Origin of the sequence: Lysinibacillus sp. FSL H8-0500, from assembly GCF_038051955.1 — a bacterium.
Classification (GTDB): Bacteria; Bacillota; Bacilli; order Bacillales_A; family Planococcaceae; genus Lysinibacillus; species Lysinibacillus macroides.
Window position 1 is genome coordinate 851,640 of the sequence record NZ_CP150292.1, and the last position, 15,881, is coordinate 867,520.

The following is a 15,881-nucleotide window of genomic DNA, read 5'->3' on the forward strand; positions in this document are numbered from 1 at the left end:
GCTTTTTATGTAGAGAAAACCGCATGAATATTTGATATCATGCGGTCGCTTTGTTTTTGATGTTATTGTGTGACACGTGCTGTCCAGCGGGAAAGGTCAGCACCTTTTGGATTCACTAACTCTTTAGGGAAAATAAATGTCCATGGCTTTGTTGAATTTGGTTGGACAGTAAGAACTGGGTCCATTTTAAAAGAACCTTTGGCGATTTGTTTCCCTCTTGCGTCAATAATCTCGAGAGGTAGTTGTTCTAAGTTAATCGCTTTACTATGTCCATTACGAATAAAAATAGAAACATTTAAGCTGCCATTATTTATAAATTTCGCTTGCAAACCTGTAAAGTTTACCTCTGTATCATTTAATTTTGGTAAAGTTTTAACAATTTTAGCAAGCTCTTCTTTTTGCTCTGCTGGTAATTGTTCTTCCCAAGTAGGGTCTAATTCTAATTGATGTTCACGTAAAGATACTAGATTAAATGCCAATTTCCAACCATCTTCAGGCACTTCATCAACTTGAATGGTAGATTTTTCAAACTCAAATACCCAAGGACGAGCACTTTTAGCAGGAATTGTGCCAAGTGCTTTAAAGTCAAATCTCTTAGAAGCTATAAGTTTATCGTCTTTATCCATGATGAAAAGTTCAATTTCACCTAATTCAATGGCTTCAGAAAGGGATGAGCGGAAAAATGCACGGACATGCCATTTTCCAAAACGATCTTCTTCAATACTAATAGAAGATAATGATAATTGATTTGGCTTTAATGGTTCTAGTTCATTTGCAAGGAAATTAAAAATGTATTTTTGCTCTTGGGGTACGTCCCAATCGGGATGGAAAGAAAGCTTTGTCTCTACTTCCTCATCGCTGCTTTGATTCGTTCCATTATTTCCTAGTAAATCCTTTGAATCAATGGTATTTTCCTGCACTACTTTATCTGATTTCTTAAAAAATGAAAATAAGCCCATTATTGTTCCTCCAGTTGTGCTTCAATTGTTTTCATAAAATCGATAACTTCTACAATAATCGAACGACGTAATTCTTGGAAGTTTTTACCGAATAATTCTAAACCTTCACGTTGATAAATACGCATAGGGTCTTCTTGCTGGTAATGGCGAAGTCCAATACCTTCTTTTAAATGGGCCATCGCCTCTAAATGTTTCACCCATCCACTATCTAAATAGCTTAGCATAACTTTGGGAATTACTTCCATCACCTGTTCATTTTGAGCGAATTTGTCCATTTTTGCAGTCAATTCATCTACAGGCGCCTGTAGGGAATCTAAAATCGGTATAACCTTGCCAACCTCTCGATCAATTGTTACAGGACTTAAGAAAAGGCTATTTAAAGTTCTTTCAATTCCTTCGTAATCCCATTCGAACGAAGGAATATCGTCAGGGGCGGCATCACGCACTGCAAAATCTACCGTTTCATAGAGCATTTGTTTCAATTGCTCTAATATATTGTCGCCAGCTAAAATTTGGTCACGTAGACCATAAAGAACCGTCCGTTGATCGTTAATCACATCATCTAATTTTAAGTTGTATTCACGCATGCCATATTGAGAGCCTTCAACAATGCGTTGTGTACGGTTAATAAGTTCTTGTACCTCTTTATTTTGGATGACACCTTGTTCGTCCACAACCATTTTAGCTATGAATTTTTCCACCTCTTCTTTTGCATAGCGGCGGAACATATCATCTTCAATAGAGAGAATAAAGCGGCTCTCACCTACATCTCCCTGACGGCCAGAACGACCACGTAGCTGATTGTCTACACGGCGGCTTTCATGTTTTTCTGTACCGATTACATATAAACCACCAAGCTCAGGAACACCTTCACCAAGCATAATATCTGTACCACGACCCGCCATATTTGTCGCAACAGTAATACGACCTTTTTGACCTGCTTGTGAAATCAACTCAACTTCTTGCTCAACTGTTTTGGCATTTAATAATTGAAATTGTAGGTTTTCCTTTTTCAAATACTCAGCCACTGTTTCAGATTGGAGGATAGATGTTGTACCGATTAAGATAGGTTGCCCTTTTTCATGACGTTTTTTCGCTTCAGCAGTCACATACTTATATTTTGCCTCTTGTGTGCTAAAAATAAGGTCAGGTTGATCGATACGTCGACGTGGACGGTTTGTTGGAATTTGCACAACCTCCATGCCGTATACTTCCATTATTTCTTTTTCCTGTGTTTTCGCTGTACCTGTCATTCCAGAAAGGTGCGGATACATACGGAAATAGTTTTGAATGGTAATTTGCGCCTGTGATTTATTTTCATCTGTAATTGTCACACCTTCTTTTGCTTCAATTGCTTGATGTAGACCATCAGATAGTGAACGCCCTTCTAAGATACGCCCTGTAAACATATCAACAAGCTCAATTTTGTCATCTTTTACAATGTAATCAACATCGCGCTCAAACATCACATGTGCACGAACAGCTTGAATCACATAGTGGAAAAGTGTTTGATGCTCTAAGTCATACAGATTATCAACATTGAAGGCAGCCTCCACCTTTTCAATTCCTTTATCTGTAAGGGAAGTAGCTTTTGTTTCATCATCGAAATCATAATCTTCATCTTTTTTGAAACGTTTAGCTAACATAGCTGCGATGCGATGTAATTCACCATTAGATGGCATTTTACCCGCAATAATTAATGGTGTTTTGGCTTCATCAATTAATACGCTGTCCACTTCATCAATAATGGCAAAATGATAAGGACGTTGTGCTTTATCCGCTAAGCTGTAAGCCATATTATCACGTAAATAGTCGAAGCCAAATTCAGTCCCTACACCGTATGTGATATCAGCATTATAGGCTTCTTTCTTCGCATCTGGTTCCATCATTGGTATATTTAACCCTACAGTTAAACCAAGGAAACGATGAATTTGTCCAACTAATTCAAAGTCACGTTTCGCTAAATAATCATTCACAGTAATAACGTGGACGCCTTTACCTTCTAATGCACGGACATAGGAGGGAAGGGAAGCAACAAGCGTTTTACCTTCACCTGTAGGCATTTCAGCAATATTGCCTTCTGTTAAAACAAGACCACCGATAAGCTGTACATCAAAATGACGCATGCCTAACACACGCTTTGAGGCTTCGCGTACAACAGCAAAAGCATCTGGAATAATAGCTGTAATAGGCTCACCTTGATCTAATTGATCTTTGAAAATAAAAGTCATTTCTCGCAATTCAGCATCTGACTTGTTGACATATTTTTCTTCAAGGTTGTTAATTTGTTCTACTATTTTATAGTAGCGCTTTAATTGACGAGCACTTGTTTGCTCTTTGTTACTTTTGAAAATTGAGAACATGGAATATACGCTCCTTTTAAGTTGTCTAAGTGCTAGACACTTCATTATTCTATCAAATTTTACGAATGGTGACTACAACTGACTATATGGGAATCTATGAGTACTAAAATGTACAAAATATTTGTGAAATCGTGGAAAATTTTTAGAAAAAGTATATTTCAATGCTTGTTCATGCTATAATCAATGTGGATTTCAATGTAGATTACTTTTTTGAGGAGGAGAGACATGCTTCTTTACGTGTCTTTAATAGCAGCATTTATTGCATCCATTTTATTAACTCCAGTAGTGAAGCGTTTAGCATTTAGAATAGGTGCAGTCGATGCGCCAAACTATCGAAAAGTACATGCTCGAATTATGCCGAGACTTGGTGGATTGGCAATTTTCCTTGCGTTTATAATTGGTGTAGCGATTTTATATCCGTTTTTAATGGACATTTTAAGAAATGCTAAAAATGATAGTGATACTTATTTATTGGCAATTATTATTGGTGCATGTATTATTGTTGCCACTGGTGTTGTCGATGATATGCGTGAAATTTCTGCTAAGGCAAAAATGCTGGGACAGCTTGCGGCTGCACTCATTATCGTTTTTGTCGGAGGCATTCAAATTGAAATGGTGAATTTACCGTTTTTAGGTACATTAGATTTTGGTTTACTAAGCATTCCATTAACAATTATTTGGATTGTTGGTATTACAAATGCCATTAATTTAATTGATGGCTTAGATGGTTTAGCGGCAGGGGTTTCAACAATTGCGTTGATTACACTAGCAGTGATGGCGTTTATTATGAGCAATATGTTTGTTTTAGCAATTGCAGCCATTTTAGCTGTAGCATCACTGGGCTTTTTATTTTATAATTTCCATCCAGCGAAAATCTTTATGGGTGATACAGGGGCGTTATTCCTTGGCTTTATGATTTCGGTATTAGCGTTACTTGGTTTTAAAAACGTTACATTCGTTTCATTAATCATTCCAATTATTATTCTTGGTGTACCAATTTCTGATACATTCTTTGCTATCGTTCGTCGTTTACGTATGAAGAAAAAATGGTCTGATCCAGATAAATCACATTTACATCACCGTCTACTGGATATGGGCTTCACACATCGTCAAACAGTACTACTTATTTATGGAATTGCGATGATGTTTGGCTTAGCAGCCATTATTTTCTCAATGGCAAAAGTATGGGGCGCGATTTTACTGGTAGCCGTAATATTGACAGCCATTGAAATCTTTGTTGAGATCATTGGACTCGCAGGTAAGAACTACAAACCGTTATTAAATTTTGTACGGATCTTTAATAAATAAACAATAAAGCAATCATACAACCGTGTGTGATTGCTTTTTTTGTGGTATTTCGATCATTGAATCAGGAGGTCTTATGGGGTTATCGATCAAATCGCAGGGTTTATTGACCCAATCTGGTGCTTTATCCGTCAAATAGAGCAGTCTATCCCTACATAGAGGGTTCGTCATTAATTTCAATAAAAAAAGACCATAGACAATTATTATTTTGTCCATGGTCTTTAAAAATTTACTTATTTGATTTCTGAGGTTTCATCGCTGGCAGCACTGTTTGTGCCTGTTGTGCTATTTGTTAGGCTTGATGAGCTTTCATTGAGTTCAAGATGATTTTTGAAAATTTCCTGTATTTCTCTAACAGAACTTTGCTCTAATTGGTAATAATAAATACCTGTAGATGTATCATCCTGACCATCTAATGTTAATGAGTCGATACGTGGTACACCTTGTGTTAAATACGATAAGAAGGATTTCATTTCTGCGAATGTCATATCTGTCTTCATATTATCACCGAGTGCTTTAATGACATCATCATATTTTGTGATGGATTCAACAGAGGCAGTTTTTTTAATAATGGCTGATAAAATCTCCTGCTGACGTTTACCGCGTTCAATATCACTATCTAGTTTACGTGTTCGTGCAAGAGCAAGAGCCTCACTACCATTTAAATGTTGTAATCCTGATTCTAAATTAATTGTATATTTATCAAATTCATCTAATTCATGCAAAGCATAAGGTACTTCTACTTCAATGCCGCCTAAAGCATCGACAACATCAATAAAGGCATTGAAGTTCATTCGCACATAATAGTCGATGGGAATATCGAATAATTCTTCTACCGTTTCGATAGTCGTAAGTGTTCCACCGAAAGCGTGTGCATGCGTAATTTTATCCTTAAAGCCGACTCCCGGAATATAAACATAAGAATCACGCGGAATACTTAACATCTTCACTGAGTTTGTTTTATTATTTAATGTAGCTAAAATCAGTGCATCAGAACGAGAGTTGTCAGAGCCTTGCTCACGTTTATCACTATCATCAACCCCGACAAATAAAATGGACACATTATCGTGTATAGGCTCTACTTTTGCTTCACGCAGTGGAGGAGCCTCTCGACCTTCTAATACTTCATGAGCTGAGTTTGCAGCGTGTTCGACCTGTTTTGTAAGGTACACCCCATAGGCAACTACACAAATTACCAAACTAGCAGCTAATAGAAGTGTAACTTTTATAATTAGGGAAGCTTTAGAAGATCTTTTTTTACTGATTGACCTTTTTTTCATATTTAATATATTCTCCTCTAAATTAATGGGAATAATAATGCGATGAAGCTAAATTTATCTTTTGTGCAAATACAATTTAAAATTAAAATGTAATTAATGGATACATATGTGGTCAATAAAAATAGCCTAACATAAAAATTATACTATGCATAATTCGATTCGACAATTAAAACTATTTATCTAACAATAAATTCTATAAATTGTGCATTTTCGAAAGTGATGGTTGCTTGGCCATTTGTGATGTCTGTGATCCAATTTCGGAACTGCTCTTCTTCCTCCTTTGACACAGAAACAATAATTTCGACGCCCTCTAAATAACGTATTTCCTCTAGTGTATAAGATGAGCCTCTTATTTCATTTTCAACTTTTCCTAGCCATGTGTAATCAATAGCAACTTTCATAAAATGATGGAGCTTTCGTTCCACAATTTGGGCAGCCATCAAACCCTCTGTTGTTGCTTTTCCATATGCGCGAATTAGACCACCGCCGCCTAGCTTAATACCGCCGAAATATCTTGTGACCACAACAACTGTATCTTTTAGACCCTGCTTTTTTAAAACCTCTAACATAGGGACGCCTGCTGTACCACTAGGTTCCCCATCGTCATTGGCCTTTTGAATATGGTCATGTTCGCCAATAATATAAGCTGAGCAATTATGAGTAGCATTCTGATGCCTTTTTTTGATGCTGTCGATAAAGGCAATTGCATCCTCTTCCGCTTCTGCGCGTTCTATATAAGTGAGGAAGCGAGATTTAGAAATAATAATTTCACTCTCACCATATCCTTTTACGGTTAAATAATTTTCTCTCATTTGTATCAATCTCCTTTTAATTCGAGTTCCATTTTATAATTTTCGTAAAGAAAAAGCATTAAATTTTAGCATGGTGGTGCTATAATAGGTGTAGACTAATTAGGTCTATTCAAATAGTAAGTAATCATTAGACTGGGGAGTATACTATGTTTTCAAATGATACCTTCGATTTAAAGTCACTTGATGACATTTTTGATCGAATGTTAGATACAATTATGAGCTCAAAGGACGATATCTTTATTATAAGTGAACAAAGTCGAAGAAGCTTTGAAGATATGCAAAATGAGTTAGAAATTGTTCGAAAACAAATATCCATCGTAATTGATGAAGGTGATGCTTTAGAAAAAAGTACACAGCTTGCTAAGCAAAGGCTTGTGCTAGTAAGTAAAGCTTTTGATAATTATACCGAAGCACAAGTTAGAGAAGCCTATGAAACGGCGCATGATTTTCAAGTGAAGCTCTCCGTTATTAGAACACAGGAAAAACAGCTACGTGATAAAAGAGATGATTTAGAGAGAAGATTGAGAGGGCTACTCGATACCATTGAACGTGCTGATCATATTGTTAATCAGGTAAATGTCGTTTTGAGTTACTTAACTTCAGAAGATTTAAAAAATGTTAGTTTAGCGCTTGAACAAGCCAAAATGAAGCAAGATTTTGGGATACGTATTATTGCAGCACAGGAGGAAGAGCGCAAGCGTTTATCGAGAGAAATTCATGACGGACCTGCTCAAATGCTGGCAAATGTCCTTATGCGCACGGATTTAATAGATAGAACGTATCGTGAAAAAGGCATTGACAAGGCACTGGCTGAAATTGCAGATTTAAAGAAAACGGTGCGTAATGCGCTATCTGAAGTGCGGCGTATTATTTATGATTTAAGACCAATGGCACTTGATGATTTAGGTATTGTTCCGACATTAAAGAAGTATTTATCGACAGTCACTGAATACAATCCAGGTATCGAAATACACTTCCAATCGAGAAGCACAGAAAAGCGTATACCTTCAAATCATGAGGTGTCAATTTTCCGATTGGTGCAAGAATGTGTGACAAATGCCATGAAACATGGTAAATGTAAAGATATTTGGGTAAAGCTTGAATGGCTAAAGAATGCCGTTAATATTGTTGTAAAAGATGATGGTGTAGGCTTCGACCCACATATAGTAAAAGACCATTCATTTGGTATTTTAGGAATGAAGGAACGTATTGAAATTTTAGGTGGTTCACTCTCTATTACTAGTGAAATAAATCGTGGTACAACCGTTTTATTTAAAATTCCATTAGAAGTAGAGTAAGTAATTGTTGCAGAAATTTAGGGGGTAAAGACACATGACAAAGATTATTATTGTAGACGATCACCAGTTATTCCGTGAAGGAGTAAAACGTATTTTGGATTTTGAAGACACGTTTGATGTAGTAGCGGAAGGTGACGATGGTGCAGACGTAGTTACGTTATATGCTGAAAATGAACCAGATGTTGTATTAATGGACATTAATATGCCAGGTAAAAATGGCGTAGAGGCAACAGCGGAGTTAATTCATGAATTTCCAGATGCAAAAGTAATTATGCTGTCGATTCATGATGATGAAACATATGTGACACATGCACTGAAATCGGGTGCTCTTGGCTATATGCTAAAAGAGATGGATGCAGATGAAATTGTAGAGGCGATTAAAGTAGTTGCCAATGGAGGTTCTTATTTACATCCAAAAGTAACGAAAAATTTAGTGGCAGAATTCCGTCGCCTTTCAGAACATGAAAATAAAGGGAATTTCCACCAAACTGAAATTCGTCGTCCATTCCATTTATTAACAAAACGTGAATGTGAAGTGTTACAGCTATTAACAGACGGCCAATCAAACCGTACAATTGGTGAATCGCTGTTTATCTCTGAAAAGACGGTTAAAAACCATGTATCAAGTATTCTACAAAAAATGAATGTAAATGACCGTACACAAGCTGTTGTGACAGCCATTAAAAATGGTTGGGTTGAAGTGCGCTAATAAGCAAAACTGTTTTAAAAAACTACTTGATGTTGAAGTAGTTTTTAAAACAGTTTTTTTATAGTGACACCATCTACATAAGTAAACGAGCTAGCTATGAGCTGAGCTTTCACAGTATTACAAGTAGACTTTCATGCAAATCATGCAACATTTTATCACTCAAGGCGTCATATGGAAGATGTAGCAGGTAAATGTTGAAAATACACAACAAAATTCCTACGATAGGATTTATATGCTACAATATGCGCGGGAGGGTTTTTGATGTTAAAGAAAAGTTTTCTAGCAGTTTTAATCTTAATGGTATTAACTGCCTGTGGTAATAAAGATGAGAAGATGAGTGATGAAGAACGAGAAAAGGTCATAGATGATGGGACAGTAGGTTTTGAGATGACAGGGGGCAATGTTGAAAAGGCTGACAATGTACCAGATGCAGAAGAAAAAGCGATTTTAGCTTCTTTTGATGAGTATATTACAGCACTCAATGCTGAAGAAATTGACCGATATATGGAAACCATATCGAAGAACCCAAAAGGCTTTAACTACGATGAAGAAAAAGTATACGCAGCAGAAGTATTTGAGCAATTTGATATAAAACGTGAAGTAGAAAATGTCACAATTGCAAAATTTGAACCAGAGAAAGAGGCTCAGGTGTTTGCGAATATGAAAATGCACTCTCTTCAGCTTGAGACAGAAGTGGAGCATGAAAGTGCAGGGCGTCAAGTCACGGTCTTTGTAAAGGAAGATGGTGATTGGAAGGTCACAAGCGTCTTTTATATTGGTGATGATTCACAATCAAGTACAGGCAATTAACCATAGCTATCTTCATTCTTCTGAGTGAAGATAGCTTTTATACATAGAACACGAATGTGCGTTGGAAGAAAACCTACGTCACATTCATTTCTTTTTGTAGAAAATAAATTGTTTTCTTATTTCAATAGAAGACTCCGACTTCAATAGGGGATGAGAAAAATGCATGTTTTCACTCTATTCAATGGCTGACAGGATGATCACTGAATCGAGATAAAGGCTCTAGTGGGTTAAATAGGATTTCCCTCGCGAATTTGAAAAAATCGAGATGAGAGTTAGCCAAAGGATCATTGATTGAAGCAATAATTGCACCGCGTTGAAAATGATTGTAAACTATGAAGAATAGGAGAGTGGACAATTAGATGAGGACGGCAATCGTAACAGATAGTACAGCATATATTACAGCTGAGGAGCGTGCACACTTAAATATTCATATGGTACCATTAAGTGTCAATATTTCAGGTCAATTATTTGCCGAAGAAGTAGATATTACAGCATCTGAATTTTACGAGAAGGTGCGTGGCACAAAAGAGTTTCCAAAAACAACACAGCCTCCAATTGGAGAATTTGTCGCTCTCTTTGAAGAGCTAGCAAAGGATTACGATGAGGTTATTGCTATTCATTTATCAAGCGGCATTAGTGGAACGTATCAAGGGGCCGTACAGGCAGGCGAAATGGTGGAAGGTATTGAGGTTCATGCCTTTGACAGTGAAATATCCTGTGCGGTTCAAGGCTTTTTTGCATTAAAAGCAGCTGAAATGGTGCAACAGGGCTTTTCAGCACAAGATATACTCGCAGCATTAGCGGATATGCAGCAGTATACCCGTGCTTACTTTATTGTAGATGACTTAGCACATTTACAGCGTGGTGGGCGATTATCTTCTGCTGCAGCGCTGATCGGTGGCTTGCTGCAAGTAAAGCCAGTTCTGCATTTTGTTGATAAGGTTATTGTACCTTTTGAAAAAATTCGGACACGTAAAAAGGCATTAAAGCGTGTGGAGGAATTGTTAGCAGCAGATGCAAAGAAGTATGAGGCGATGAATGCCGTTGTTATTCATGCCAATTGTGAAGAGGAAGCCCAGGCATGGTTAGCACAATTAGCAGCCACCTACCCGAATGTAAACTTTACATTGAGCTATTTTGGTCCTGTTATCGGTACTCATTTAGGTGAAGGTGCAATGGGCTTAGGCTGGACAAAAAAATAAATTATAAGTGCGAAGGTCTCTACAGCAAATGTAGAGGCTTTTTTATTTTAGTGCAGCAAATTTTTTGCATTGAAGGCAAAACATCAGATACAGAAGACGCCCACCTCCATAGATGACAAGATGAATGCTTACTATTCAGCAAGTGTCATAGATTTTGAGAAAAATTTTTTTACGCAAGCTCGAAACAATATTATGTCCATGAAAGGAGAAACATTTATGAAATATACAGGTTGGATATTACCACCAGCATTGCGAGATTTTCATGAAGGGCGTATTTGGTTAAAAAATCATTCACCTTTTTTACCCATAGATATTGATAAGGCAATTACACATCAATATTTTCATATACTAGAGGGAATCCAAAAAAATCCATTTAATAAATGTAATCGTTGTCATAATATAGACCCTGAGCTATTTACGATATTTGAATGTGCAAGCTGTCAGCAGCCATGTATCTACTGTCGGCATTGTATTCAAATGGGGCGGGTGAGCAGTTGTACACAGCTAATACTTTGGACTGGACCTACCGCCATAAAAAAACGTAAGCATGTATTAAAATGGACAGGGCAATTTACGGAGCTTCAACAGCAGGCTGCCGATGAAACATTAGCAAGCGTAAAGGCAAAGCGCTCACATCTTATTAGTGCAGTTTGCGGGGCTGGAAAAACCGAGCTACTTTTTCCAACTGTTCATGATGCATTAAAGCGAGCATTACGTGTTTGTATTGCTACGCCACGCACGGATGTTGTATTAGAGCTATACCCTCGTTTTCAACAGGTATTTCCCAAAACGGTGATTCATGCTTTATATGGTGGAGCACCAAAGCAAGATGGCTATGCGCAGCTTGTGCTAGCAACAACACATCAGCTTTATCGGTTTGATCAGGCATTTGATGTGATGATTGTTGATGAAGCAGATGCCTTCCCTTATACATTTGATGAAACATTGCAAAAAGCTGTAGAAAAGGCTAAAAAAGCAGATGCACCTATTGTTTTTGTGACGGCGACCCCTTCCTTAAAACTACAACAGGCTTTTCAACATGAAAGTACTTCATTTATCCCAAAACGTTATCATAATCATCCATTACCAGTTCCTCAATTTGACGCTTTATGGAACTATGAAAAAAGCTTTTTTCGAGGAAAAATCCCAAAAAAGCTAAAACACTGGACGGAACAACGCATTGTTCAAAAGGAACCGTTTTTAATATTTTTCCCAACAGTCGCATTAATGGAGAAGGCGGCATTACTTTTTCAATCCATTAATAAACAAATACTCGCTGTGCATGCAGAAGACCCTGAGCGTAAAGAAAAGGTATTAAAGCTAAGAAATAAGGAAATCCCAGGACTATTAACAACGACTATTTTAGAAAGAGGCATTACGATTCGAAATGTACAGGTAGCAGTTGTTGGTGCAGAATCCCCGATTTTTACTGCCAATGCGCTTATTCAAATTGCAGGACGTGTTGGGCGGAATAAGGATTTTCCTGATGGAGATATACGATTTTTTCATCATGGTATAACGACAAAAATGGATGAAGCACGTGCAAAAATTATTTTTTATAATAAGGAAGGATTTTCGTTATGAATAAAATCGAATCTCGGTGTTTATTATGCTCACAGCCTCTAAAGACCACAATCTCCTGGAAGGCTTTCTTAACAAAACAATTTTCGCCAACTATTTGTGAAAAATGTAGTGCTCGCTTTGTCCCTGCACAATCAACAACAGCACTTTATCAATATAATGAGACAATGAGAGAGTATTTGCATCAATTAAAGTTTTTACAAGATGTCGCTCTTGCAAAGGTATTTCGGCAGGAGCTTTATACCCGATTTAAAAAGGAAAAGGCCATTATTCTACCTATTCCAATGCATCCCATAAAACAGCAGGAACGCACCTTCTCACATACCGAGGAGCTTTTAAAGGCAGCGTATATTCCCTATATTCAGCTACTAGAGAAAACAACAACGGAGACACAAAGCTCAAAAAATCGAGACCAGCGCATACACGCATCTCCACTTTTTCGTTTAAAGGCAGGGGCACAGGTGGAATATAAAGATTACCTACTTTTTGACGATATAAAAACTACAGGAACAACTTTAAAGCATGCTATAGAGGTGTTAATGACAGCAGGAGCTAAAAATGTCCAGTACTTCACATTAATTGATGGCTGAAAATATGAATCGGTTATGTATATAATAGATTATGAGTATATCATTGATAGATTACGATGACTGGTAAGAGGAGGAAAAGAGATGGCAGAGGTTCGCAATTGTCCAAAATGTAATGAATTTTTTAACTATATAGGCTTAAGGGAAGTATGTCATAAGTGTGCGCAATCAGAGGAAGAGCTGTATCAGATTGTTTATCGTTTTTTACGTAAACGTGAGAACCGAGCAGCAACGGTAGAGCGTATTGTGGAAGCAACAGGAGCAGAGCAGGATTTATTATATAAATGGGTGCGTAAAGGACGTTTACAGCCAGCCATGTTTCCTAATTTGGGCTATCCCTGCGATAATTGTGGCCATCTTACGAATAAAGGAAAGCTTTGTACGAAATGTCAGGATGATTTAAAGGCAGATTTACGTACATTTGAAGCGGCAAAGGAATTCCGTGAAAGTGTAGAAGAACGTGATCGTGCAACATATCATTCAGATCGTAAGCGTTAGACAATTAGAGGTGTGTTAATTTTAAACAAAATTAACACACTTTTTTAGATGTGAAAACTTAACATTATGTGAGACAATCCGAAATAATAGGAAGAGAAGACTTTTTGATGGGAGGGTTCAATATGAAAATTACATCTTATGGTATTCATGCGATGGATGCCTATAAAAAACAAGTACGCAATGTTAAATCGGATACAAACAAAGCATCTTTTGCAGATAAAATTGAAATTTCCAAGGCTGCACAGGAGTTGCAAGGGGTATCAACCTATGGCACTGAGCGCGCAGAACGTGTCCAACAATTGAAAGAGGATATCGCTTCAGGTGAATACAAAGTAAACGCTCGCCAAGTAGCAGAGGACATGCTGAAATATTATCGTTTCTAAGGGGGTGTTCATGATATGTCTGTAGAAGCGATATGTTCTACATTAACTATGCTAGAAAGAATGCATAAAAGCTTACTTGAACTAGCCTATAAAAAAACAGAAATTATTAAAGCTGGCGATATCGAAGCACTGGGTCAATTGCTCAAGGACGAGCAGGCACATGTAGCAGCCATCGATAAGTTCGAGCAACAGCGTCAGAAACAAGTAACGGATTACTTTGAGGCAAAGGGAGTTGCTTCAACTGACAATAGAACTGTGGCGGATGTCATCGAGGCCGCTGAACAACAAGCTGATAAAGAAGCATTATCAGCAGTTCGCGATCGTTTATTAGTAATTATTAACGACTTACGAAACCAAAATGACTTAAATCAAAAGCTTGTATTCCAATCACTACAAATTGTTAACCTAACATTAGATTCCTTGAAACCTCGTACAGAGCAAATAAACTACTCTAGTAGTGAGGTACATGGTACAAATAGTGTAGCGAAAAAATCATATTTCGATTCGCAAGCATAAAAAGGGAGGAACAACAATGCGCTCAACATTTATGGGCTTAGAAACAAATAAACGAGGTCTCTTCACACAACAAACGGCTTTATATACAACAGGGCATAATATTTCGAATGCCAATACATTAGGCTATTCTCGTCAACGTGTTAATATGCAAGCAACACCTGGCTTTCCAAGACCAGGTTTGAACCAACCCAATTATCCAGGTCATCTTGGAACAGGTGTAGAAGCAGGCTCGATTCAGCGGATTCGCGATGAATTTATTGATCGACAATATCGACAAGAAACAAATAGGCTAGGTTATTGGGAATCCACGGTGAAGTCTATTTCACAAATGGAAGATGTAATGGATGAGCCTTCTAAATATGGAATTAACCAAGCGTTTACAGATTTTTGGAAATCTATGGAGGATATTACGAAAGATCCACAGTTATCGGCTGCACGTCAAGTGTTAATTGCTAACGGGAGAACCCTTGCAGACTCCTTCAATTATATGGATCAACAATTAAAGAAGATTCAGGGGAACATCGGAAATGAAATCAAGGTTACAACAGACAATGTCAACTCGTTACTTAAACAAATTGCACAGATTAATAAGCAAATTGAAATGGTAGAACCAAGTGGCTATGTGCCGAATGATTTATATGATGTGCGTGATGTATTAGTGGATGAGTTAAATAAACAGTTACCTGTCTCCATTTTACGAGAAAAAACTGGTGGGTTAGCAAAAGATGTAGCAGAAGGCACAATGACGATTACTTATGTACCAACAGATGGCAGTGCACCAATTACTTTAGTGAAGGGCAAAGAATATGCAGCACTTGCTGTGATGGATAGAAATGGTCTCCGAGTTGATGGTGAGGAGGATGACCCAGCAACAGGAAGTTTTGCAGAGTTTCAGGAGTTTCGAGTTTCTGCTATTGGAGACCCACCAGCCGATCCAACAACAGGTTCTTTTACTATTAACTACGCTCAGCTACATAAAGAAGGTGGAGGTTTGCGAGCACTAATAGAGGCATATGGGCATGATACAGGGCAAGGTCTTTATCCAGAAATGCTAGCCAATTTAGATACATTAGCTAATGAATTTATTACCACGTTTAATACGATTCATCGAGCAGGCTTTGGTTTAAATGACACTTTGGGCAATCGGGATTTCTTCAGTGGTACGACAGCTAGAGATTTTAGAGTAGTGATTACGGATCCAGAAGATGTGGCTGTATCTGATACGGCAGGTGAATCTGGTAATAATAAAAATATGCTTGAACTAGCAGCGTTACAATCTAAGGCAAATGCTATTTTAGGTCAAGCGACATTTCAAAACTACTATAGAGGAATAACAGGGAACTTAGCTGTCAGAGGGAAAGAGGCAGATACTAATGTGAAAAATTCACAGGCACTACACTTACAAATCGCAAATAATCGTGCTTCGATGAGTTCGGTTCATTTGGATGAAGAGATGACCAATATGATTACATTTCAACAAGCCTACAACGCCAATGCACGTATGATTACAGTCGTAGATGAAACATTAGATAGAATTATCAATGGAATGGGACGAGTAGGACTATAATCGTTATTTAA

15 protein-coding genes are annotated in these 15,881 nt (G+C 37.5%); 11 read left to right on the forward strand and 4 right to left on the reverse strand.

Going from position 1 to position 15,881, the window contains the following annotated elements:
* Positions 1 to 62: 62 nt before the first annotated feature.
* Both MHB44_RS03890 and secA2 read right to left on the reverse strand, forming a co-directional pair.
* Positions 63 to 959, reverse strand: coding sequence for an accessory Sec system S-layer assembly protein (locus tag MHB44_RS03890; RefSeq protein WP_341301664.1), 897 nt, complete (start codon positions 957 to 959; stop codon positions 63 to 65).
* Positions 959 to 3,322: an accessory Sec system translocase SecA2 gene (secA2, locus tag MHB44_RS03895; RefSeq protein ID WP_341301665.1), complete on the reverse strand. Its 2,364-nt coding sequence runs from the start codon at positions 3,320 to 3,322 to the stop codon at positions 959 to 961. The genes MHB44_RS03890 and secA2 overlap by 1 nt, the downstream gene beginning before the upstream one ends.
* Positions 3,323 to 3,547: 225 nt before the next feature.
* Between secA2 and MHB44_RS03900 the strand changes: the two genes are divergently transcribed.
* A complete protein-coding gene (locus tag MHB44_RS03900) occupies positions 3,548 to 4,630 on the forward strand; it encodes an MraY family glycosyltransferase (protein ID WP_053993599.1) in 1,083 nt (360 codons plus the stop codon).
* Positions 4,631 to 4,860: 230 nt separating this feature from the next.
* Here MHB44_RS03900 and MHB44_RS03905 read toward each other — a convergent pair whose 3' ends face one another.
* Positions 4,861 to 5,907, reverse strand: a complete 1,047-nt coding sequence (locus MHB44_RS03905; RefSeq protein ID WP_341301666.1) for an LCP family protein — start codon at positions 5,905 to 5,907, stop codon at positions 4,861 to 4,863.
* A gap of 176 nt (positions 5,908 to 6,083) precedes the next feature.
* Positions 6,084 to 6,719: a YigZ family protein gene (locus tag MHB44_RS03910; RefSeq protein ID WP_341301667.1), complete on the reverse strand. Its 636-nt coding sequence runs from the start codon at positions 6,717 to 6,719 to the stop codon at positions 6,084 to 6,086.
* 146 nt (positions 6,720 to 6,865) lie between these two features.
* On the opposite strand from MHB44_RS03910, the gene MHB44_RS03915 reads away from it, so the two are divergent.
* From MHB44_RS03915 to flgK, 10 genes are all read left to right on the forward strand, one after another.
* Entirely contained in the window at positions 6,866 to 8,017 is a 1,152-nt protein-coding gene (locus tag MHB44_RS03915; RefSeq protein ID WP_053993602.1) for a sensor histidine kinase, read from the forward strand.
* Between the two features lie 34 nt (positions 8,018 to 8,051).
* The gene (locus MHB44_RS03920) at positions 8,052 to 8,726 is read left to right on the forward strand and encodes a response regulator transcription factor (protein ID WP_337988233.1); all 675 of its coding nucleotides are present in this window, start codon (positions 8,052 to 8,054) and stop codon (positions 8,724 to 8,726) included.
* A gap of 261 nt (positions 8,727 to 8,987) precedes the next feature.
* Complete coding sequence (locus MHB44_RS03925) at positions 8,988 to 9,536, forward strand: DUF3225 domain-containing protein (RefSeq protein WP_341301668.1); 549 nt, start codon at positions 8,988 to 8,990, stop codon at positions 9,534 to 9,536.
* A 359-nt stretch (positions 9,537 to 9,895) separates the two neighbouring features.
* Positions 9,896 to 10,738, forward strand: coding sequence for a DegV family protein (locus MHB44_RS03930; RefSeq protein ID WP_341301669.1), 843 nt, complete (start codon positions 9,896 to 9,898; stop codon positions 10,736 to 10,738).
* A gap of 198 nt (positions 10,739 to 10,936) precedes the next feature.
* Positions 10,937 to 12,322 carry a DEAD/DEAH box helicase family protein gene (locus MHB44_RS03935; protein WP_053994873.1) on the forward strand — a complete coding sequence of 462 codons (1,386 nt, stop codon included), beginning with the start codon at positions 10,937 to 10,939 and terminating at the stop codon, positions 12,320 to 12,322.
* The gene (locus MHB44_RS03940; protein ID WP_053993607.1) at positions 12,319 to 12,909 is read left to right on the forward strand and encodes a ComF family protein; all 591 of its coding nucleotides are present in this window, start codon (positions 12,319 to 12,321) and stop codon (positions 12,907 to 12,909) included. Before MHB44_RS03935 ends, MHB44_RS03940 begins: the two co-directional genes overlap by 4 nt.
* 81 nt (positions 12,910 to 12,990) lie before the next feature.
* On the forward strand, positions 12,991 to 13,404 hold the full coding sequence (locus tag MHB44_RS03945; RefSeq protein WP_053993608.1) for a TIGR03826 family flagellar region protein: 414 nt from the start codon (positions 12,991 to 12,993) through the stop codon (positions 13,402 to 13,404).
* A 122-nt stretch (positions 13,405 to 13,526) separates the two neighbouring features.
* Positions 13,527 to 13,787: a flagellar biosynthesis anti-sigma factor FlgM gene (flgM, locus tag MHB44_RS03950; protein WP_053993609.1), complete on the forward strand. Its 261-nt coding sequence runs from the start codon at positions 13,527 to 13,529 to the stop codon at positions 13,785 to 13,787.
* Positions 13,788 to 13,802: 15 nt separating this feature from the next.
* A complete protein-coding gene (locus MHB44_RS03955) occupies positions 13,803 to 14,303 on the forward strand; it encodes a flagellar protein FlgN (protein ID WP_053993610.1) in 501 nt (166 codons plus the stop codon).
* A 16-nt stretch (positions 14,304 to 14,319) separates the two neighbouring features.
* Positions 14,320 to 15,870, forward strand: a complete 1,551-nt coding sequence (gene flgK, locus MHB44_RS03960; RefSeq protein ID WP_053993611.1) for a flagellar hook-associated protein FlgK — start codon at positions 14,320 to 14,322, stop codon at positions 15,868 to 15,870.
* Positions 15,871 to 15,881: the final 11 nt, after the last annotated feature.